Annotated in this window: 22 protein-coding genes, 3 tRNA genes and 1 pseudogene; 24 read left to right on the top strand and 2 right to left on the bottom strand. The window is 33.2% G+C overall.

Annotated elements, in window-relative coordinates; all coding sequences use genetic code 11:
- The 7 genes from KJI70_02690 to rny form a co-directional block, all read left to right on the top strand.
- On the top strand, positions 1-258 hold a 258-nt coding region (locus KJI70_02690; protein MCP6718422.1), incomplete at its 5' end, for a methylmalonyl-CoA carboxyltransferase.
- Positions 259-349: 91 nt separating this feature from the next.
- Positions 350-1,615, top strand: coding sequence for a transcription termination factor NusA (gene nusA, locus KJI70_02695; protein MCP6718423.1), 1,266 nt, complete (start codon positions 350-352; stop codon positions 1,613-1,615).
- 13 nt (positions 1,616-1,628) lie between these two features.
- Positions 1,629-2,216 carry an ATP-dependent Clp protease proteolytic subunit gene (locus KJI70_02700; protein ID MCP6718424.1) on the top strand — a complete coding sequence of 196 codons (588 nt, stop codon included), beginning with the start codon at positions 1,629-1,631 and terminating at the stop codon, positions 2,214-2,216.
- A gap of 7 nt (positions 2,217-2,223) precedes the next feature.
- Positions 2,224-3,285 carry a PKD domain-containing protein gene (locus tag KJI70_02705; GenBank protein MCP6718425.1) on the top strand — a complete coding sequence of 354 codons (1,062 nt, stop codon included), beginning with the start codon at positions 2,224-2,226 and terminating at the stop codon, positions 3,283-3,285.
- Between the two features lie 3 nt (positions 3,286-3,288).
- A complete protein-coding gene (locus KJI70_02710) occupies positions 3,289-3,981 on the top strand; it encodes a fibronectin type III domain-containing protein (GenBank protein MCP6718426.1) in 693 nt (230 codons plus the stop codon).
- A 61-nt stretch (positions 3,982-4,042) separates the two neighbouring features.
- Positions 4,043-4,729, top strand: coding sequence for a fibronectin type III domain-containing protein (locus tag KJI70_02715; protein MCP6718427.1), 687 nt, complete (start codon positions 4,043-4,045; stop codon positions 4,727-4,729).
- Positions 4,730-4,907: 178 nt separating this feature from the next.
- Positions 4,908-6,437 (top strand): ribonuclease Y, encoded by a 1,530-nt coding sequence (gene rny / locus KJI70_02720; GenBank protein MCP6718428.1) that lies wholly within the window; start codon positions 4,908-4,910, stop codon positions 6,435-6,437.
- Positions 6,438-6,487: 50 nt separating this feature from the next.
- On the opposite strand, the gene KJI70_02725 is transcribed toward rny, so the two are convergent.
- A tRNA-Gly gene (locus tag KJI70_02725) sits at positions 6,488-6,559 on the bottom strand.
- Positions 6,560-6,568: 9 nt separating this feature from the next.
- Positions 6,569-6,639 (bottom strand) — tRNA-Pro (locus KJI70_02730).
- Positions 6,640-6,710: 71 nt separating this feature from the next.
- Here KJI70_02730 and KJI70_02735 point away from each other — a divergent pair.
- From KJI70_02735 to KJI70_02815, 17 genes and pseudogenes are all read left to right on the top strand, one after another.
- A complete protein-coding gene (locus KJI70_02735; protein MCP6718429.1) occupies positions 6,711-7,661 on the top strand; it encodes a HAMP domain-containing histidine kinase in 951 nt (316 codons plus the stop codon).
- A gap of 14 nt (positions 7,662-7,675) precedes the next feature.
- On the top strand, positions 7,676-8,044 hold the full coding sequence (locus KJI70_02740) for a response regulator (protein MCP6718430.1): 369 nt from the start codon (positions 7,676-7,678) through the stop codon (positions 8,042-8,044).
- 18 nt (positions 8,045-8,062) lie between these two features.
- Entirely contained in the window at positions 8,063-9,808 is a 1,746-nt protein-coding gene (locus KJI70_02745) for a GspE/PulE family protein (GenBank protein ID MCP6718431.1), read from the top strand.
- A 9-nt stretch (positions 9,809-9,817) separates the two neighbouring features.
- Positions 9,818-11,035 carry a type II secretion system F family protein gene (locus KJI70_02750; protein MCP6718432.1) on the top strand — a complete coding sequence of 406 codons (1,218 nt, stop codon included), beginning with the start codon at positions 9,818-9,820 and terminating at the stop codon, positions 11,033-11,035.
- Positions 11,032-11,937: a type II secretion system GspH family protein gene (locus KJI70_02755; GenBank protein MCP6718433.1), complete on the top strand. Its 906-nt coding sequence runs from the start codon at positions 11,032-11,034 to the stop codon at positions 11,935-11,937. The genes KJI70_02750 and KJI70_02755 overlap by 4 nt, the downstream gene beginning before the upstream one ends.
- Before the next feature lie 16 nt (positions 11,938-11,953).
- Positions 11,954-12,415, top strand: coding sequence for a hypothetical protein (locus KJI70_02760; GenBank protein ID MCP6718434.1), 462 nt, complete (start codon positions 11,954-11,956; stop codon positions 12,413-12,415).
- Positions 12,412-12,927: a prepilin-type N-terminal cleavage/methylation domain-containing protein gene (locus tag KJI70_02765; GenBank protein MCP6718435.1), complete on the top strand. Its 516-nt coding sequence runs from the start codon at positions 12,412-12,414 to the stop codon at positions 12,925-12,927. Before KJI70_02760 ends, KJI70_02765 begins: the two co-directional genes overlap by 4 nt.
- A gap of 4 nt (positions 12,928-12,931) precedes the next feature.
- Entirely contained in the window at positions 12,932-14,212 is a 1,281-nt protein-coding gene (locus KJI70_02770; GenBank protein MCP6718436.1) for a hypothetical protein, read from the top strand.
- A 77-nt stretch (positions 14,213-14,289) separates the two neighbouring features.
- Positions 14,290-15,414: a type IV pilus assembly protein PilM gene (gene pilM / locus KJI70_02775; GenBank protein MCP6718437.1), complete on the top strand. Its 1,125-nt coding sequence runs from the start codon at positions 14,290-14,292 to the stop codon at positions 15,412-15,414.
- On the top strand, positions 15,415-15,969 hold the full coding sequence (locus tag KJI70_02780) for a hypothetical protein (protein ID MCP6718438.1): 555 nt from the start codon (positions 15,415-15,417) through the stop codon (positions 15,967-15,969).
- Positions 15,966-16,541, top strand: a complete 576-nt coding sequence (locus KJI70_02785; GenBank protein MCP6718439.1) for a hypothetical protein — start codon at positions 15,966-15,968, stop codon at positions 16,539-16,541. The genes KJI70_02780 and KJI70_02785 overlap by 4 nt, the downstream gene beginning before the upstream one ends.
- Positions 16,538-16,840 (top strand): hypothetical protein, encoded by a 303-nt coding sequence (locus KJI70_02790; protein ID MCP6718440.1) that lies wholly within the window; start codon positions 16,538-16,540, stop codon positions 16,838-16,840. The genes KJI70_02785 and KJI70_02790 overlap by 4 nt, the downstream gene beginning before the upstream one ends.
- Before the next feature lie 71 nt (positions 16,841-16,911).
- Positions 16,912-16,983, top strand: a tRNA-Arg gene (locus tag KJI70_02795).
- A 27-nt stretch (positions 16,984-17,010) separates the two neighbouring features.
- The gene (gene rpsO, locus KJI70_02800) at positions 17,011-17,280 is read left to right on the top strand and encodes a 30S ribosomal protein S15 (GenBank protein ID MCP6718441.1); all 270 of its coding nucleotides are present in this window, start codon (positions 17,011-17,013) and stop codon (positions 17,278-17,280) included.
- A gap of 2 nt (positions 17,281-17,282) precedes the next feature.
- On the top strand, positions 17,283-17,786 hold the full coding sequence (locus KJI70_02805) for an NYN domain-containing protein (protein ID MCP6718442.1): 504 nt from the start codon (positions 17,283-17,285) through the stop codon (positions 17,784-17,786).
- Between the two features lie 17 nt (positions 17,787-17,803).
- Positions 17,804-19,936 (top strand): polyribonucleotide nucleotidyltransferase, encoded by a 2,133-nt coding sequence (locus KJI70_02810; GenBank protein ID MCP6718443.1) that lies wholly within the window; start codon positions 17,804-17,806, stop codon positions 19,934-19,936.
- A 184-nt stretch (positions 19,937-20,120) separates the two neighbouring features.
- Positions 20,121-20,201 (top strand): annotated as a pseudogene (locus tag KJI70_02815) (energy transducer TonB).
- The last annotated feature ends 146 nt before the right edge of the window (positions 20,202-20,347 follow it).

Genomic DNA, 20,347 nt, shown 5'->3' on the forward strand with positions numbered 1-20,347 from the left:
ATGGGACCTGAACAAGCGGTAAAAATTATCTTTAAAAAGGATTTAAACAAAAGCAAAAAGCCCGAAAAATTAGAAAAGGAAAAGATTGAACAATTAAAAGAAATGTTTTTGAATCCTTACCAAGCTGCTAAACTTGGCCAGGTTGACATGATAATAAACCCAAAAGATACAAGAATTGTTTTAACAAAATGCTTAAAATCTTTGTTTAATAAGAGAGAAAGCAAGATTCCTAGAAAACACGGCAATATTCCTCTATAAATATTTTGTTGACAGATTAGTTTTTATTTGGCAGAATAATACTAGTCCGTTAAACACGGACATTTTTATTAAAAATTTCGATTATTTAAATATGGACATGAAAAATTTTGCTTCAGCTATTGCTCAAATTGCTGAGGAGAAAGGAATTTCTTCTGAAAAAGTTTTTGAGACAATTGAGCAAGCACTGGCTGCAGCATATAAAAAAGATTACGGACAAAAAGGACAGATCATTAAAGCAGAACTTGATTCTAAATCAGGCGAAGTTAAGTTTTGGCAGGTAAAAACAGTTGTTGATGAAAAGATGATTTACTCTGAAGAAGAACTGGAAGAATTAAAAGAGAAAAAGCAGGAGATAAAAGAAGATGCTGATAAAAAAACCCAAGTCCGCTTTAATGAAGAAAAACATATCATGATTGATGAAGCTAAGAAAATAAAAGCTAAAATCAAGCCAGGAGAAGAATTAATTATTCCTTTGGAGCCACGAGAAGATTATGGACGAATTGCTGCTCAAACAGCAAAGCAAGTTATAATGCAAAGAATAAGAGAGGCTGAAAAAGAAAGCATATTTGATGAGTATAAATCAAAAGAAGGTGAAATTATTTCTGGTATTGTCCAAAGAGTAGAAGGAAAAAGTGTGTTTTTTGATATTGGAAAAACATTAGGAGTGCTGTCAAGAGAAGAACAAGTTCCCGGAGAATTTTACAGGCCTGGTCAAAGATTAAAACTTTATATTTTAAAAGTAGAAATTACTTCTAAAGGGCCAAGGATTTTTCTATCCCGTGCTTATCCAAAGTTAGTATCAAAACTTTTTGAATTAGAGGTGCCAGAAATATCTTCTGGCTCAGTTGAAATTAAATCAATAGCTAGAGAAGCTGGCTCAAGAACAAAGATCGCTGTTTTATCTCTAGAGGAAGGAGTTGATCCAATTGGAGCAGTTGTTGGCCAACGAGGAACCAGAGTTCAAGTTGTAATAAATGAATTAGGAGGTGAAAAAATTGATATTATTGAATATTCTGATGACCCTGAGACATATATTTCTAACTCTTTAAGTCCTGCTAAAGTTGAAGAAATTAAAATTATGCCGAAGAATACAGCGTTAGCAGTTGTGCCTCATGGTCAACTATCTTTGGCAATTGGAAAAAATGGTCAAAATGTCAGATTAGCTGCTAAATTAACTGGCTGGAAAATTGATGTTAGAGGCCCGTCTAGTGAAGGAACGAAAATTGAAAAAGAAACAGAAAAAATAAAAGAGAAATCAGACAAAAAAAAGAAAGAAGAGAAAAAGAAAGAAAAGAACTCCTCTTCTGCTGTTAAAGAAAAAATAAATAATAAAACTTTAAAAAAAGATAAAGAATAATCTACAAATTAATATGAACTTAATTCCAACAGTTATTGAAAAAACTAAATATGGAGAAAGAGCATATGATATTTATTCAAGATTGTTAAAAGAAAGAATAATTTTTCTGGGTGCGCCTATTATAGACACTGTGGCAAATTCAATTATTGCCCAAATGCTTTTTTTAGCTTCTCAAGATCCAAAAAAAGACATTCAGCTGTATATTAATTCTCCAGGAGGGATTCTAACTTCTGCTTTAGCAATTTATGACACAATGGAATATGTAAAATGTCCTGTTTCAACGGTCTGTATTGGCTCTGCTGCTTCAGGAGCTGCAGTGCTTTTAGGGGCTGGAGCGAAAGGGAAAAGGTTTGCTCTGCCCAATTCTCAAATCTTACTTCATCAGGTTGCTGTAAGCGGAATAAGCGGCCAAGCAGTAGAAATTGAAATCGCTGCCAAGCAGATTGTGAAATTAAAAGAGCAAGTTAATAAAATCTTAGCCGAACATACTGGTCAAAAATTAGAAAAAATAGAAAAAGATACTGATAGAGATTTTTATTTATCAGCTGAAGATGCAAAAGTTTATGGACTTATTGATCAGGTAATTAAAACAAAAAAATAATCTTTTAATGAATCCAATAAAATCCAAAAAGTTTTGGTTCACGATATTAGCCCTTATTTTAATAGGGCTTTTAATTTATTTTCTGTTCCTAAAAAATGGAAATACTCAAAATGGAACCATTCCTTCAAATGGAGCTATTGGAGAGAGAAAAGATAAAAACCCACCAGCATCCCAAATCAAATCACCTTATAGCAATACTTGGCAAAATAAAGCTTTTGTAATTGAGGCTTTAGATGAAGATCTGGAATCAGGACTAGATCATAATGCCTGTGAAGTTAAGATTGTAACTTATGATAATAGTAAAGAATATTCTACTGGTTGGTTTAAAAGAAAATGTAATCGTAATTTAAGCGTTTCTGTTGGTAAGGGAAAAATGTGTGGATTTGAAGGAAAACAAGCTTGCTGGATATATATTCGTTCAAAGGACAAAGATACAAATCAACATAGCCCTAGTTTAGAAAATAAATCGATTGCTTATTTTAATATTGATTGGACCAAACCTTTTGTTGAAAAGGTATTTACTGTCAGCACTCAACAAGATCAAATATATCCTATAAACATTGAACAAGACATAAAATATAACTTTAAGACAAATACATCTGATGATTTTAAGGTTATAGGGTGTAATCTCTATATCAATGATCAAGACAAGGGAATGATGCTGTCATCTGGCTCCTGCGGGAAAGAATGTGTTCTTGAAAAAGAATTTACTCCAACTCAAACTGGTTTTTATAAGATTTTCGCTGTTTGCAAAGACGCTGCAGGAAATGTTTCAAAAAGCGAAACCATTGATGCAAAGACAAACCTAGCTCCAGAAATAACGTCGTGCAGAGTTAGTCCTGCAACAGGAGGCACAAATACTGAATTTAGTTTTTTTGTTGAAGTATCAAATCCAGATAATGATATTCTTAATTTTAGTTGGAGTTTTAATGACAATGAAAGTTCAGATATTGAAAATCCAAGCCATTATTATATAACTTCTGGTACTTATAAACCGCAGGTGATTGTTTCTGATGATCAGGGCGCTAGTGATGCTTGTGTTACTGCCTGGGTCAGTGTACAAAATTAAAATATGAAAAAAAATATTCTTGTTATTTTTTTAACCATAGTGTTGGGATTAATATTTTTTAATGCTGATTTTTGTCTAGCACTAAATGATCCAGAAAACCTTAACGTGGAAAGTATTGACGAGGCAAAAGCTACTTTAGGATGGGATTGGTCTGAAAACGGTGGAACGCTTAAGCAGTTTAAATTTTTATACAAAGCAACAAATTCAACTATCTGGACAGCAAGATATCCTGTAGCAGGTTCAGGAACAATAACATATGATCTAATGGGGCTTTTAGAAGGCACTATTTATCAATGGAGAATTTTAGCTCAAGCAGAAAATCCAGCAAATGACAGCAGTCTTATTGATGGACCTCCATTTGAAACAACTATTGATTCCCCTCCACCTCCTGAAGCTCCTGAAGAAAATGGTGATGATTGGCTTTCATTACAAAACATGGAATTAAGAAACCCCTTAAGTCAAGATAGTTTTGAAGATGCCTTGGACGCTGCTTTGAACTCTCTGACTTTAGCCTCTTTTGCCATTGCTCCAATTTTAATAATTTATGCTGCCTTTTTAATGATTTTTGCAGCTGGTGACGCAACTAAGATTAAAAGAGGCAAAGACATAATCTTTTGGACAATAATTGCTCTTGGAATCATTTTATTCGCAAAGGGTCTGCCGTCGATAATTAAAGCAGTATTTATCAGCCAATAGTAAAAGTGTTTCTAATTGCTTTAACAAAACAAAAAGTGCTAATATTAATTAAAATTAAACTATGAAAAAAAATTCTCTTGTTATTTTCGCAGTTGCTATTTTAGGATTAATATTTTTCAATACTGACATTTGTTTGGCACTAAATAATCCAATGAACCTTATCGTGGAAACTATTGGTGAAGGCAGCGCTATTCTTCAATGGGAATGGGAGCAGTACGGAAATAGTGGCACGCTTAAACAATTTAAGCTTTTATATAAAGACATGGATTCAACTGCTTGGACAGCAAAATATCCTGATGAAGGTTCAGGCATAATAACATATAACTTAATGGGGCTTTCAGAAGGCACTATCTATCAGTGGAGAATTCAAGCTCAAGCAGAAAATCCAGAAGATCACAGCAGTATCGTTGATGCAAACGAACCATTTGAAACTACTTCTGCTGTTCCTCCTCCTAACGGAGAAGGTGATAATGGTGGATTTTTACAAGACATATCATTGGAAAATCCTTTAAATCAAGACACTCTTTGGGATGCGATAAATGCTGTTTTGAATTTCTCGATTATAGCTTCTTTTGCCATTGCTCCAATTTTAATAATTTATGCTGCCTTTTTAATGATTTTTGCAGCTGGTGATGCAACTAAGATAAGCAGGGCTAAAGAAATAATCCTTTGGACGGTAGTTGCTCTTGCGGTCATTTCATTTGCAAAGGGCTTACCATCAGTAATTAAAGGAGCATTTCAAAGATAAATCTTATTTACAACGCCCTTATAGTGGGTTTGACTTTTAGAGGATCTTTGATATAGTTAAAGTGTAATTTATAATTTAATTTTAGGATTTGGAACTATTAAAACAATGTCAGTATCTAAAAAAATAACTTTGAATTTAGCTGAAATTGTGCTAAGTAGCCAATTTCCTGTTTTAAAATATGACTCAATTAACCTTATTAATCTTAGGGATTCTTTCCATTTCAACTGGAACTGTACTAGGATATTATGCTCGCCAGTCCATAGCTAGAAGAGACTGGAAAACAATTGAAGCAAAAATACAAAAAAAGATTGAAAAAACAGCTCAAGAAGCTGGTAAAATAATTTCTAATGCTAAAAATAAAGCTTCTTTGGTTTTAGAAGATACTAAAAAAGAAGCTTATACTACTAGAAAAAGACTAATTAGAGGTGAACAGTTGCTTCTAAAAAGAGAAGATGTTTTAGATAAAAAAATATCTAATTTTGACGTTAAAGAAAAAGAGTTTGGAGAAAAAGTAGAAAAAGTAAAACAAATCAAATCATCTTTAGAAGATTTAAAAATTCAAATGGCTGACAAGCTTGAAAATGTCGCAGGTTTGAATAAAAAACAGGCGAAAGAGGAATTATTTAAAACTTTAGAAGATCAGCATCAATTAGACATCTTAGAAAGAATAAGGAAACTAGAAAATGAAGGCTATGAAAGATATGAACAAAAAGCAAAAGAAATTCTAACTACTGCAATTCAAAAATATGGCCTTCCCCAAGCTCAAGAAACTACTACCACTACTATTGCTCTGCCGAATGAAGATCTTAAAGGAAGAATTATTGGCAAAGAAGGAAGAAACATTAGAGCCCTTGAATCACTAACTGGTGTTGAAATTATTGTTGATGAAACACCGGAAACAGTTCTCATTTCTGGATTTGACCCAGTAAGACGACACACGGCGAAATTAGCTTTAGAAAAATTAATGTTAGATGGAAGAATTCAGCCAGCAAGGATTGAAGAAAAGGTGAAAGAAGCAACTCAAGATATTAATGCTCAAATCAAAAAAGCAGGAGAAGTAGCTGCTTATGAATTTGGCCTTGTTGGTTTAGATCCAAAGCTAATGCAGCTTTTAGGAAGACTAAAATTTAGAACAAGTTATGGCCAGAATGTTTTGCTTCATTCAATTGAAGTAGCGTATCTATCTTCATTTTTAGCTGATGAAATAGGCGCCAATTCTTTGGTTTGTAAAAAAGCAGGATTATTCCATGATATTGGAAAAGCAGTTGATCATCAGGTTGAAGGATCTCACGTTGATATTGGAATCAAGATTTTAGAGAAATTTAAAATAGAAAAAGAAGTGATTGATGCAATGAAATCTCATCATGAAGAATACCCAGATTCAAGTCTTGAATCAGTATTGATCCGAGTCGGAGATCAAATCTCAGGAACCAGACCTGGTGCAAGAAAAGATACTTTAGAAAACTACCTTAAAAGATTATCAAGTTTGGAAAATGTTGCTTTGGCTTTTGATGGTGTTGATAAAGCTTGGGCGCTTCAGGCAGGGAGAGAAATAAGGGTTTTTGTTAAACCAGAGCACATTGATGATTTAGGAGCAAAAAATCTAGCCAAGAATATTGCCAGGAAAATCCAGGATGAATTGAAATATCCCGGAGAAATCAAAGTAAATGTAATCAGAGAAACCAGGGTGATTGAATACGCAAAGTAAAATTAATTCTTAATTAATAAAAACAGCGCAATTTGCGCTGTTTTTGGTTGAGCGGGTGAAGGGAATCGAACCCTCATCCTCAGGTTGGAAACCTGATATAATAGCCGCTATACTACACCCGCTTATTATAGTCGGGGTACCCGGATTCGAACCGGGACTAAATCCTCCCAAAGGACTCGTGCTACCGTTACACCATACCCCGTATATTTCCGCTTTAAAATTTTAACAATTTGTTTTTGTTTGGTCAATGAATGTGGTAAAATAAAAAATCTTATGAATGTAATCAAGAAAATTCTTTCAGAATTAGATATTGCTGGTCAATGCAAAAAATATAACCTTTCTTTGTGGCAATGTCCCCAATTTCTATTTTTAATAATGGGGACGATCATTATTATTTCAAGCTTGTTCACTTATGCTTTTGGCACCCGATACATTGAAGATCCTTTAATGGTCGCCCTTATTATACAAGCTTTAGCGCTAATTTTATTTGTTATTGCTGTTATTATTACCAGGAGTTTTGAAAGATTGGCAGAAGCAAACAGATTAAAATCAGAATTTGTTTCAATTGTTTCTCATCAACTACGCTCCCCTCTTTCTAATTTAAAATGGACAATTGAACTTTTAATGTCTGGAAAACTAGGCAAAATAGAAGAAAAACAAATTGAATACTTTAGAATAATAAAAGAAAACAGCAATAGAATGCATGAATTAGTGGCTGATCTGTTAACGGTTTCAAGAATTGAAACAGCAAAACTGCCTTTCAAAGTACAACAATTCTCGATGGAAGAACTTGTCAGAGAAATAATTAATGAATACAAGCCACTTGCCAATGCATATAATGTAGAGGTTATTTTTAAAAACCAAAAGCAACTACCAAAAGCTTTTTCTGATCCTTCGCGCATTAAATTAGTTATAGAGAATTTTTTAGACAATGCTATTAGATACGTAAAAGACAAAGGCAAAGTTGAAATGGAGCTTATTAAAAAAAATGATCATGTTCATTTTTCAATAAAAGACAATGGCGTTGGCATTCCTGAAAAAGATAAAAAATACATTTTTCAAAAATTCTTTCGTTCAGAAAATGTTTTAAAACAGCAAACCAAAGGTTCAGGATTAGGATTATATATTTCAAAAGCCATTATTAAAAAAGCTCAAGGAAAAATTGGCTTTCATTCAAAAGAAGGAAAAGGGTCGACATTTTGGTTCACATTACCAACAAAATAATTTTACTATTAATCATGAAAACAATACTTTTTATAGATGATGAATCTTCTCTTCAAAAAACAGTTGGAGAAAGTTTAACCCAAGAAGGCTATAAAGTAATACCTGCCCTTGATGGAGAAATAGGTTTGAAATTAGCCAAAGAGAAAGGGCCTGACTTAATTCTTCTTGATCTTATTCTGCCTAAAGCTCATGGATTTGAAGTGCTTAAAAAAATAAAAGAAGATGCTGATACAAAAAATATTCCGGTAATTGTTTTAACCAATGTTGAAGGAATAGAAGAAATAGATAAAGCAATTGAGTTGGGGGCAATAACCTATCTGGTAAAATCTCAATACAGCTTAAAAGAACTTACAGAGAAAGTTAAAAAAATTATTGAGCAATAAATAGCTTAAAGTCAAATCATGAAAGTAGAGCCCCAACAATTAAAAGCATTTTTAATTGATGCTAATTTAATTACAGAAAAACAATTTGACGAAGTTCTTAAAAAAGCTAAAAAAACCAAGCAAAAAGTTGGTGATGTTTTAGTTTCAGAGGGCTTGATAAAGCAGGACCAGTTGATAAAACTAGAAGCATATATTCTTGGGATTCCCTTTGTTAATTTGGAAAAAGAAACAATTGATCCTAAGATTTTAAAAATAATTCCAGAACCAATTGCCCGCTCCAATAATATTGTTGCTTTTAGAAAAACAGGGGAAAAATTAGAAGTAGCAATGTTAGACCCGAATGATTTGAGAACCATTGAATTTATTAAAAAAACAACTGATCTTAAAATTCTTCCCCGGCTCACAAGTCCAAGTTCTATTAAAAGCGTTCTGCTCCAATACCAAAAAACTCTAGAAGCTGAATTTGGAGAAATTATTAAAAAAGAAGTTGGAGTAATAAAGCCAGTTGAAGAGAAAAAAGTAGAAGAAAAAGCTGAGCTTGAAAAAATGGCAGAGGAATTGCCTGTCATTAGAATCGTGGATACCTTAATGAAACATGCGATATTGCAGCGCGCCTCAGATATTCACATTGAACCGACAGAAAAAGAAATTCTAGTAAGATACAGAATTGATGGCATTTTAAGAGATGCAATGACTTTGCCAAAATTAGCTTCATCAGGAATTGTAGCAAGAGTAAAAGTGCTTTCTAATTTAAAATTAGACGAACACCGTTTACCTCAAGATGGACGTTTTAAAATAGAGACTGAAGATTACAAATATTCTATAAGAGTATCAATACTTCCTGTTTTTGATGGCGAAAAAGTGGTAATGAGGCTTTTGCCAGAAACAACCAAAGCATTTTCTTTGGAACAATTAGGCTTATTAGGAGAAAGCTTGGAAAAAGTTCATCATACCTTAAGAAAACCGACAGGAATGGTTCTGATTACAGGGCCTACTGGCTCTGGAAAAACGACCACTCTTTATTCAATGATGGAGATTTTAAATAGTCCAGGCATCAATATTTCCACTGTTGAAGATCCTATTGAATATAGAATGCCAAGAATCAATCAAACTCAAGTTAATGCGAAAATAGGGCTTACTTTTGCAAGTGGCTTGAGGTCATTACTGCGACAAGACCCAGATATTATCATGGTTGGAGAGGTAAGAGATAATGAGACTGCCAAGCTTTGCATTAATGCTTCTTTAACAGGACATTTAGTGCTTTCCACTTTGCATACTAATTCTGCTGCCGGAGCTTTTCCAAGATTAATTGATATGGAAAGCGAGCCGTTTTTAATTTCATCAACACTCAACTGTATTCTAGCCCAAAGATTAGTAAGAAGGCTTTGCAATGAAAAGGAAAAATACAAACTTAAAGATTCTGAATTAAAAGAAGTTTCAAAGTATTGTGATCTAGATTCAATCTTAAATTTATTAAGAAAGGAAAAGATCGTAGGCCAGAGAGCAAGTTGGAAAAACATTCCTTTCTATAAACCAAAACCAAGCAAAGAATGCTCTGATGGCTACAAAGAAAGAATTGGAATTTTTGAAGTTTTAATGGTTACAGCAACCATTAAAGAGCTTATTGTAAGCCAAGCAACTTCTGATCAAATCCACTCACAGGCAAAAAAAGAGGGCATGAGAACCATGGTTGAAGATGGCTTTATCAAAGCAGCCCAAGGTATAACTTCAATTGAAGAGGTTTTAAGAGCAATTGTTGAATAAATTTTAAAAATGCCAAGATATTTTTACAAAGCAAAATCTTTTAAAGGAAAAGAGAAATCAGGATTCTTAGAAGCAAAAGATACCCACCAATTATCCCAAACACTACATAGTCAGGGATTTGTTTTAATTAAAGCCCAATTAGGAGAAGAATTAAAAAAGAAAAACATGAATATAGTTCTTCCTACTTTTGGTGGAGTGCCTTTAACTGAAAAAATGTTTTTTACCAGAAATCTGAAAGTAATGATTGCTGCAGGACTTCCTTTGCCTAGGGCAATAAATGCTTTATCAAAACAAGTCAAAACTCCTGAATTCCAAAAAGCTTTGTCAAATATCAGAGAAAGAATAACTCAAGGAAAAAATCTTTCTGAAGCTTTAAGCCACTATCCAAACATTTTCCCTGAGCTTTTTGAAAGCATGATTAAAGTAGGTGAAGAATCAGGAACTTTGGAAAAAGTTTTAGAAACACTAAGCGCGCAAATGGAAAAAGAACATAATTTGAAAGCTAAAATTAAGAACGCAATGATTTATCCAGCGATCATTGTTTCAGCAATGCTTGCTGTTGGAGCTTTAATGCTTATTATGGTTGTTCCAAAACTGGCAGAAACTTTTGAGGATCTGAACATGGAACTGCCAACTGCCACAAAAATTGTTATTGCTTTCGGAATTTTTCTGACAAATAATTGGCACTTTGTTCTCTTGGGATTAATAGTTCTAGTTATTGTTTTAAAAAGAGTCATAAAAATAGAATCAATTAAAAAAATACTTGACAGGATGCTTTTAAACATACCAGTCATTTCTTTTATTATTAAATCAACAAATTCAGCTTATGTAACAAGGAATTTAAGTTCTTTAATTGGAGCTGGTGTTTCTCTGCCCAGATCTTTAGAAATTACCTCTGGCACCTTGGATAACTTTTATTATAAAAAATCAATAGCTGAAGCAGCAGAAAAAGTAAGAAAGGGTTCTAAACTATCTGAAGTTTTGGCAACCTATAAAAACGTTTATCCTTCTATTGTCCTGCAAATGATAGCTGTAGGGGAAGAAACTGGTGAAACTTCTCATGTTTTATTGGAATTAGCAGATTTTTTTGAAGAAGAGGTGTCAAATGCAACAAAAAACCTGGCATCTGTAATTGAGCCAGTGCTCATGATTATTATTGGAGTTGTTATTGGATTTTTTGCGGTTTCAATGATTCAACCAATGTATAGCATGCTGGGAAATGTATGATGGTGCTAACTAAAAAGCGAAAAGCAAGAATCAAGAATAATAATGGGTTTACACTGATTGAATCATTAATAGTGCTTGGAATCTTTATACTAATGACAGCTGTGGCAATTCCAGCTTACAGAAGCTTTCAAAAACAAGCTGATTTAATAAACACTACAGAAGCAATAATTAATACTTTAAGACTTGTTCAAAGCAAAACTTTGGCCTCAGAACAAGCCAGTCAATGGGGAGTTCATTTTTCAAGCTCAGAATATACTTTATTCAAAGGAACAGATTATGCTTTGCGTAATAGTTCTTTTGATAAGAATTATACTGTGCCCAATTTAGTTGAAATTCATGAAATTAGTTTAGAGGGCAGTGGTTCAGATATAGTTTTTGAAAGAATTACAGGCCAAACAAATCAATTTGGAAGTATCTCTTTAAGATTAAAGGCTAATATTCTAGAAACAAAATCAATTGTTGTTGAATTGTCTGGCCAGATATTTTCCCAGCAGACTATACCTGATGACAGTGCAAGGATTAAAGATTCAAGACACGTTCATTTTAACTATAATCGCCAGATCAATACTTTAACCGAAATCCTTATTTTAACTTTTACTTATGACAGCTCAAGTGTTTCAGAAGACATCATAATTACTGACAATATGCGAGATGGTCAAATCTTCTGGGAAGGCAAGGTAAATGTTAATGAAGAAATGCAAAAAATCAAAATTCACACTCATAGTCTTAATGATCCGGCTTTAGATACAAGTTTTTGTATTCATCGAGACAGACAATATAATAATAAGGCTTTAAAAATTGAAATTAGTTCAGATTCAACGGGAGATTTGATTAATTATGATGAAATCGATCAAACAACTCAAGGAAGTTCAATTTATGTTTCAGAACCTATTTGGCAATAAGCCCAATAATCAAGGAATGTCGTTGATAGAAATATTAATAGTTATTTTTATTGTATCTGTTGCTTTAAGCAGTGTTCTGGGTTTAACCTCTTTTTCTTTAAGCGCTGTTAGTTTTACAAAACAAAGCTATAGAGCAAACATAATAGCCCAGCAATTATTAGAGCAAGTCAGAAACTTCAGAGATGAAACAAACTGGGATGCTGATGGCTTGGGAGTATTAATGAGAGATACTGATTATTATATTATCAAGACTGGCAGTCCTGAAGAATGGCAGATGATCCAAGGCACAGAAACTATTGACGGCTTTACAAGAAAAGTTATTTTCAACCAAGTAGGAAGAGATGGTAGTGATAATATTGTTGAAAGTGGTGGGGCTATTGATCTAAATACAAAAAAGATAATTGCTACTGTTTCATGGGGAGAATTAAATAAATCCCATCAAATAGAATTAATAACCTATTTAACTAATTGGAAATGATTAACAAAAAAGGATTTACCCTCACAGAAGCCCTGTTATATATTGCAGTTTCATCAATACTCATTCTGTCTATTTCTTCTTTTTTTCTCTGGACTAACCGTTCTAATATTAAAATGAAAGTATCGAAAGAGGTTTTAAACAACAGCAAAATTGCTATGGAGAAAATGTCTTATGAAATAAAGCATGCGAAAAGTATTTACACCTCCACTTCTGTTTTTTCAACTCACCCTGGCCAGTTGTCTTTGGAAACTTCAAATTATGCCCAATCAAATGAAGAAACAAGTTATATTGATTTTTTTATTTGCGAGCAAAGGCTTTGTTTGAAAAAAGAAAATCAAATTCCAATTATTTTAACTTCTGACAAAGTAGAAATTAAGAATCTAGAATTCAATCAAGTTGCTACAAGTTCTGTTCAGATAAATTTACAAATTGATTATTTAGCCCCAACAGATAAACCAGAATACCAGGCCTCAATCAATACAACTTCTACCGTATCAATTAGAACTTATTAAATATATGACACATATAAAACACATAGCAAAAAATAAAGGAGAAAAAGGATTCGCTCTTATTTATGCCGCTGTTTTAGTTTTGGCAATAATAATTACTGCAGCAACAAGTATTGCTGCCTTAACTTACAATGAACAGATTTTATTCAGGGATATGATTAAATCAACTCAATCATATTATGCTGCTGAATCTGGGCTGGAAGATATGGTGTTAAGATTAGAGAACGGAATGAACCTGCCCAGTTCTTATAGCTTTAACGTTGGCACAGCTTCTGTCAGCAACACTATTTCTGATGAGATTGGCGGTTCAAGAACAATAATTGCTGAGGGTAATTTATTAGAAAAAATCAGAAAACTTGAAGTAGTTTATCAAACATCAAGTCATGAAGTGGCTTTTTATTATGGAGCACAGGTCGGAGAAGGAGGAATGGAAATGGGAAATGGTTCTCAAGTTTTAGGTAATATTTATTCTAATGGCAATGTTGTTGGCGGAGGCACAATTGAAGACACAATTATTGTTGCTCATAATGGTAATAGGATTGAAGGATTAAATATTGGCCAGAATGCTAAAGCTTACAGCTGTAAAGATTGTAAAATTCAAGGAGATTTAACTTATGTTACAGGAGGGACGATTGATAACTGTGATGTTAGTGGTTCTATCACTGAACAATCTGAAGAAATACAGCCAAAAAGCCTTCCAATCCCTGAATCTAAAATCAATGAATGGAAGCAAGACGCAGAAGCAGGAGGAATAATTGAGGGTGATTATATTATTGATGGTAGGGATATTCAGGACTTTGGACCAAAAAAAATTACTGGTCAGCTTATTGTTAATAATAATGCTGTTTTAAACATGACAGGATCTATTTGGGCAGTTGGTGGCATAAGAATTGACAATGGAGCTACAATCCAGCTCGATACAACCTCTTATGGCTCTTTAAGCGGAATCTTGCTGACTGATGGTAAAGTGAAAATAAAGCCCGGGGTAATTCTTTTAGGAAGCGGACAATCAGGCAGTTATTTGCTGATTCTATCAACTGATCCTGAAACAGAAAACAAAACTAATCCTGCTATTGATGTTGACAATAATGCTGATGCAGCTATTTTCTATACAACCCGAGGTTTAATAGTTTTAAGAAACAACGTTCAGGCCAAAGAAGTTACAGGCTATAAAATTTATCTTGATAATAATGCTGTAATTGCCTACGAAGCAGGCTTGACAAGTGCAGACTTTTCTTCAGGGCCAGCTGGTTCCAAAGAGGTAGTCAGCTGGAAAGAGGTAGAATAACAACCTTGCTCTGAATAAAATCCTTTAATTCTTTGAATTAAAAATGTAAAATAGTAAGATAAAAAGATAAAAAAATAATGCTGGAATATTTTAATATAAAAAGAGAAATATTTGGGTTAGACATTTCTGATTTATCCTTGAAGATTATTCAACTTAAAAAAAATAAGCAGGGATTAGAACTTGCTTGTTTTGGAGAAACAAAAATAGAACCAGATGTTATTAAAAACGGAGAAATAAAAGATACGAATAAACTGGCAAGAATAATTGAAACAGGCATCAGACAAGTGAAAGGAGAGAAAATAAACACAAAATATGTAATTACTTCTTTGCCAGAGGAAAAAGCATATCTTCAAGTAATCCAGATGCCAAAAGTGCCAGAAGAAAATCTGAAATCAGCTGTTATTTATGAAGCTGAAAATTATATTCCAACCCCTCTAGATCAAGTTTATTTAGATTTTCAGATTGTGCCTTCTTTAACAGATAATTTAGACCATTATGATATTTTAATTGCTGCTCTTCCTAAGCTGACTGTTGATCCTTATGTTTCGTCTTTAAAACTGGCAGGATTAGAACCAGTTGCTTTAGAGATCGAATCATTAGCTATTGCCAGAGCCATAATAGAAAATCAAAAAGCAGAATCTCCTGTGCTTTTAATTGATTTCGGGGCAACAAAAACAAGCTTCATAATATTTTCTGGTCGTGCTTTAAGATTCACTTCTTCAATTTCAGTTTCTTCAACTCATTTTACTGAAATTATTTCAAAAGCTTTGAAAATAACAATAAATAAAGCCGAGGCTTTGAAAATAAAACATGGATTAACCGGAAAAACTAATATAGATAATAAAGGAAAGGCAAAGGGCAAGGAACAAAAAAAAATATTTGAAGCTTTAATTCCAGTTTTAGTTGATTTAACCCAACAAATAAAAAAGCGTTTGGAATATTACCGAACTCATGCCAGTCATGAACATTTAAATCCTGAGAATAAAGAGGTTTCAAAGATTTTCCTATGCGGAGGAGGCTCCAATTTAAAAGGTCTTGATGAGCTTTTATCAATGGAATTGAAAATACCTGTTGAAATTGGAAATCCTTGGATAAATATTTCAGGGAAAAAACAGATCCAATTTGAAAAAGAGCAATCTTTAGCATATACAACGGCTTTAGGTCTTAGCCTAAGAGCAATGAAAGAAAATAACGAAATTTAAATGATTAATCTACTCCCCTTAAAACAAAAACGATCGCTTTTGCAAGAAGAACGTTTCAGATTAACGCTTATTCTAGGTACTCTTTTTTTAGCTTTTTTAATTTGTTTGTCTCTAATCCTTTTTTTAATTAAGAACTATACGCTGTGGGATCTGGAAGCTCAAAAAATATTAATTCAGGAAAAAGAAAAAACGCTTTCTTTGAGCCAAGAATTAGAAAAAGAAATGAAAGAAGCAAATCTCTTCCTATCTAATTTAGTTTCTTTTTATGATGAAAAAGTAAGCGCGGCTCAAATTTTAGAGATTATTAACAATACTCTTCCTTCTGGAGTATATTTAACTAGTTTTGATTTCGTTATTCCTGCAATTAAAGGAAAAGAAAAACCGCGCATCGCACTTAGAGGGTTTTCTCCTGACAGAGAAACTTTATTAACTTTTCAAGTAAACCTTAAAAAGGAGAAAAGGTTTTCTGAAATTTATTTTTCTCCTGAAAGCTGGATAGAGCCAGAAAACGTGGAGTTTAATGTTACTTTTAGATTTAACAATGAAATAAAATGACATTAGAAAATAAAGCAAAATTATCACTTATTATTTTTCTTGGCATAAGCATTCTAATAATAGTTTTTTCTATTTATCCTCTTTTCAAAAGCATTAATGACAATGCAGTAGAGCTGTCATTTAAAAAACAAGATGTCCTATATTTAGATAATAAACTTGAAAACATTGATGAATTTAAAAGAAATTATAAAGAGATAAAGGGTAATTTGGAAAAAGGTGAAAATCTGTTTGCCACATCAGAAGCGCCAGTAGATTTTATCGGCTTCTTAGAGGAAATTTCAAAAAACACTTATGTTTCTATTAAAATGGCCCCTTCCCCTTTAGCCAAATCTTTAAATGACCCTTGGTTTTCAATGGTTTTTCAGATTAAAACCGTTTCTAGTTTTAGAAACTTCTTAGAATTTATTGAAAAATTAGAAACAGGCCCTTATCTAACTCAGATTAAAAGTTTAAACATTGTTCGCTTAACAAAAGAAAATCTAAGAGCAGAAAGCCTAAGCGGATATTCTATTGGTGATGCCCGAGGGGATTTTTCTGTTAAAGTCTTTGCAAATAAAACATTAGGATTATGAAGAAATTAAAAATAATTAGATTTGAAGAATTGAAAGCTATTATTAAAAAACTGCCTAAAAAACTAGCAGAAAAAGCTTTTTTAAGTTTTTTGGGCCTCTTTATACTTTCAATGATCTTTGGCATGCTTATTTTCTACAGATATAGAGTTGAGCCAGAAGAAACAATACCAGAAACTAGCAAGGTTGGTCTTCAATTCAAGTCAGACCTATATCAGCAAGTGCTTGAAATATGGCAAAACACTGAACAAAAGTTTGAAAAAACTGATACTAAACAATATCCAAATCTTTTTGTCAGATAATAAAGGTAGGGCCTGGGATTTGATTTTTTCTGATTTTAAGATAAAATGATGATATCCTTATTCGCATACAAGTCCCCGTAGTTCAACGGATAGAACACCTGCCTTCTAAGCTGGATATGGGGGTTCGATTCCCTCCGGGGACACTAAAAATCAAGGTAAAAATATTAAACATCATGTTAAAAACAAAGAAAAAAGAAAAAATCATTAAAGATCACAAAAAGCACGAACAAGATACTGGATCACCAGAAGTGCAGATTGCATTGCTTAGTGAACAGATAAAAGAGCTTTTAAGTCATTTAAAAAAACACCCGAAAGACCTTCATTCAAAGAAAGGTTTACTCAAAATGGTTTCAAAAAGAAGAAATCTTTTAAAATTCCTTAAGAGTGAAAGCACAAGAAGGTATAATACCATTATTAAAAAAGTGGGACTTAAAAGATAATTATGACAATGAAGCATGCCAACCAAAGAGTTGCGCTCTTAATTGATGTCCAAAATCTTTATCACTCTGCAAAAAATCTTTACAGTGCACGAGTTAATTTTAGTGAAATTTTAAAAAAAGCAGTAAGCAAAAGAAGCTTAATAAGAGCTTTTGCTTATGTGGTTAGCACAAAAACTGGTGAAGAAAAGCCTTTTTTTGAAGCTTTGACTAAACTTGGAATTGAAACTAAAGTGCGCGAACTGCAAGAATTTTATGGGGGGCTGAAAAAAGCAGATTGGGATGTTGGAATTGCTGTTGATGCAATTAGGATATCATCTAATGTTGACACTATCGTTCTAGCATCAGGAGATGGTGATTTTCTGCAGTTAATTGAATATTTAAAACACAGAGGAAAAAGAGTTGAAGTTATTGCCTTTGGAAGATCAGCTTCTTTAATGCTTAAAAAAGGAGCTGATGAATTTATTGATATGGATAAAAACTCAGGAAAATATCTTTTGAAAAAGTAACAGTTAATAATAATTTTGTGGCTGAAAAATTAAAATTAGAAATTGCTAAAAGAGATTTAATAGTTGAAATTTCGAACCTAGCAGAACAAAGTAATGGTTCTGTTTTTGTTCAATATGGAGAAACAATGATTTTAGCAACTGCAGTAATGTCAGAAAGAGAAACTCGTCTTGATTATTTCCCTCTTAGTGTTAATTATGAGGAAAAATTCTATGCAGCTGGAAAGATTAAAGGTCCAAGATACGTTAAAAGAGAGGGCAGGCCAACAGACGAAGCAATATGTAATTCAAGGTTAATTGACAGGGCTATCAGGCCATTGTTCGATCAAACACTAAAAAGAGACATCCAGGTTATAACAACTATTCTTTCCTGGGACGGAGAAAATGATCCTGACACTTTAGGACTCTTAGCATCATCTTTAGCTCTTTCAATATCTGACATACCATGGCAGGGACCTTTGGCAGCAGTTAGAGTAGGAAGAGTTGAAGATAAATTTATTTTAAATCCAACCTATGAACAAACAGAGAAAAGCAACATGAGTGTTGTTTTTTCTGCAGTAGAATCAGAAAAAGAAATTTTAGTGAACATGATAGACGGAAACTTTAATGAAATAGATGACTCTTTAATTTTAGATGCTTACAAGTTTGCAGAACCTTATCTTAAAAAAATAATTGATTTTGAGAATAAAATTATACGGGAGAAAGGGAAAGAAAAAATTATTATAGCAAGCCCTGTGAAAGAAATTGAGCTTGAAAATGAAGTCAGTAAGATTTTAGAAGGCAAGCTTGAAAAAGCGCTTTTTCAAAAAGATAAGAAATTAAGGAAAAGCGAAGTTGGTCAGTTAAAGGGACGGGTAATTGTTTTTGCAAAAGATAATTATCCAGAGAAAATCAATCTTGCTGTTGAGATTTTTGATGAACAAGTAAAAAAAATCGTCAGAGCTAGTATTTTGGAAAAAGAAAAAAGAATTGATGGAAGAAAGTTAAGCGAAATACGAAAACTTGATTCTAAAGTAGGACTTATACCAAGAAGCCATGGCTCTGGGCTTTTTCTAAGGGGACAGACAAAATCTTTATCAATTCTTACGCTGGGCGCTCCTGGCGATGTTCAATTCCTTGAAGGCATGGAAGTTGTAGGAAAAAAACGTTTCATGCATCATTATAATTTTCCTCCTTATTCTGTAGGAGAAGCAAGGCCAATCAGAGGGCCAGGCAGAAGAGAAATTGGTCATGGTATTTTAGCTGAAAAATCTTTAGCTCCTTTAATTCCCTCTTCTGATGAATTTCCTTATACAATAAGAATTGTTTCTGAAATACTTTCTTCTAATGGTTCAACTAGCATGGCTTCAGTATGCAGTTCTTCTTTGGCACTAATGGATGCTGGGGTGCCGATAAAAGCGCCTGTGGCTGGAATCTCTATTGGTTTAATTGTTGAGCCTGGAGTAAAGTTCCCATCCAGCAAAACTAATTACAAGCTTTTAACTGACATTCTGGGGTCTGAAGATCATAATGGTGATATGGATTTTAAATTAGCTGGTACTAAAAAAGGAGCAACAGCAATTCAGATGGATATTAAAGTGGGTGGGATTACAGAAAAAATATTTAAAGAATCTATAGAAAAAGCTAAAAAATCAAGGCTTGAGATTTTAAATGAAATGGGAAAAACTATAGAAAAAGCAAGGCCAAAGCTATCACCTCATGCTCCAAGGATATTAGTTATTCAGATTAATCCAGAAAAAATTGGCAAGGTTATCGGCCCAGGAGGAAAAATAATAAATGAAATAATTGAAGAATGCAATGTTTCAATTGACATTGAAGAAACAGGAAAGGTTTTCATTACTGCAGAAAAAGAAGAAGCTGCCGAAAAAGCTGTTTCATGGATAAAAAACATTACCAAAGAAGTTAAAGTTGGAGAGATATTCCAGGGCAAAGTAATACGAATACTTGATTTTGGCGCTTTTGTTGAAATCCTTCCCGGACAAGATGGTTTGATTCATATTTCTAAATTAGCTCCATACAGGGTGCAAAAAGTTACAGACATTGTTAAAATAGGAGATATGGTAGAAGTTAAAATAATTTCTATTGACGAGGAAGGAAGGATAAACCTCTCTCTTAATGATGAAAAACATGCAAGAGCAAAAAAACGAAGATAATAAAAAAGAATTAAAATTTTTAAAAGCTAAAGTCAGAGCTCCTTTAGAAGAGGCTCAGGAAAGATTAAGAAAATCTTCTATTAATGAAGAACGAAGCTCTTTTTCTCAACAAGAACAAAAACCTACTCCTGCGCCAATAGTTCAAACTCCGCCCTCACAAAAACAACCTGAAAAAATATTAGAACCAACTCCAATCCCAGCACCAACACCAGCACCAGCACCAACTCCAAGCCCAACTCCGGCACCGACTCCAAAACCAACACCGCAAGTTTCAGAACAACAAGCAAAACAAGAATTAGAAAAAGCTCTAAAACAAGAACCAAGCTTAAAAGATGTAATGCCTGCACCTGAAAAACCTAAGATAGAGCCTGAAAAACCAATACCACAACCTGTTTATGAAAAACCAGAGGC

The sequence above is a fragment of the Patescibacteria group bacterium genome (genome assembly GCA_024238995.1).
Taxonomy (GTDB): domain Bacteria; phylum Patescibacteriota; class Minisyncoccia; order Minisyncoccales; family JANBVM01; genus JANBVL01.

What these genes read in the sequence shown, in the direction of transcription:
- nusA (MCP6718423.1), top strand. Translation starts at nt 350, where the DNA reads ATGGACATGAAAAATTTTGCTTCAGCTATTGCTCAAATTGCTGAGGAG.
- KJI70_02700 (MCP6718424.1), top strand. Translation starts at nt 1,629, where the DNA reads ATGAACTTAATTCCAACAGTTATTGAAAAAACTAAATATGGAGAAAGA.
- KJI70_02705 (MCP6718425.1), top strand. Translation starts at nt 2,224, where the DNA reads ATGAATCCAATAAAATCCAAAAAGTTTTGGTTCACGATATTAGCCCTT.
- KJI70_02710 (MCP6718426.1), top strand. Translation starts at nt 3,289, where the DNA reads ATGAAAAAAAATATTCTTGTTATTTTTTTAACCATAGTGTTGGGATTA.
- KJI70_02715 (MCP6718427.1), top strand. Translation starts at nt 4,043, where the DNA reads ATGAAAAAAAATTCTCTTGTTATTTTCGCAGTTGCTATTTTAGGATTA.
- rny (MCP6718428.1), top strand. Translation starts at nt 4,908, where the DNA reads ATGACTCAATTAACCTTATTAATCTTAGGGATTCTTTCCATTTCAACT.
- KJI70_02735 (MCP6718429.1), top strand. Translation starts at nt 6,711, where the DNA reads ATGAATGTAATCAAGAAAATTCTTTCAGAATTAGATATTGCTGGTCAA.
- KJI70_02740 (MCP6718430.1), top strand. Translation starts at nt 7,676, where the DNA reads ATGAAAACAATACTTTTTATAGATGATGAATCTTCTCTTCAAAAAACA.
- KJI70_02745 (MCP6718431.1), top strand. Translation starts at nt 8,063, where the DNA reads ATGAAAGTAGAGCCCCAACAATTAAAAGCATTTTTAATTGATGCTAAT.
- KJI70_02750 (MCP6718432.1), top strand. Translation starts at nt 9,818, where the DNA reads ATGCCAAGATATTTTTACAAAGCAAAATCTTTTAAAGGAAAAGAGAAA.
- KJI70_02755 (MCP6718433.1), top strand. Translation starts at nt 11,032, where the DNA reads ATGATGGTGCTAACTAAAAAGCGAAAAGCAAGAATCAAGAATAATAAT.
- KJI70_02760 (MCP6718434.1), top strand. Translation starts at nt 11,954, where the DNA reads ATGTCGTTGATAGAAATATTAATAGTTATTTTTATTGTATCTGTTGCT.
- KJI70_02765 (MCP6718435.1), top strand. Translation starts at nt 12,412, where the DNA reads ATGATTAACAAAAAAGGATTTACCCTCACAGAAGCCCTGTTATATATT.
- KJI70_02770 (MCP6718436.1), top strand. Translation starts at nt 12,932, where the DNA reads ATGACACATATAAAACACATAGCAAAAAATAAAGGAGAAAAAGGATTC.
- pilM (MCP6718437.1), top strand. Translation starts at nt 14,290, where the DNA reads ATGCTGGAATATTTTAATATAAAAAGAGAAATATTTGGGTTAGACATT.
- KJI70_02780 (MCP6718438.1), top strand. Translation starts at nt 15,415, where the DNA reads ATGATTAATCTACTCCCCTTAAAACAAAAACGATCGCTTTTGCAAGAA.
- KJI70_02785 (MCP6718439.1), top strand. Translation starts at nt 15,966, where the DNA reads ATGACATTAGAAAATAAAGCAAAATTATCACTTATTATTTTTCTTGGC.
- KJI70_02790 (MCP6718440.1), top strand. Translation starts at nt 16,538, where the DNA reads ATGAAGAAATTAAAAATAATTAGATTTGAAGAATTGAAAGCTATTATT.
- KJI70_02805 (MCP6718442.1), top strand. Translation starts at nt 17,283, where the DNA reads ATGACAATGAAGCATGCCAACCAAAGAGTTGCGCTCTTAATTGATGTC.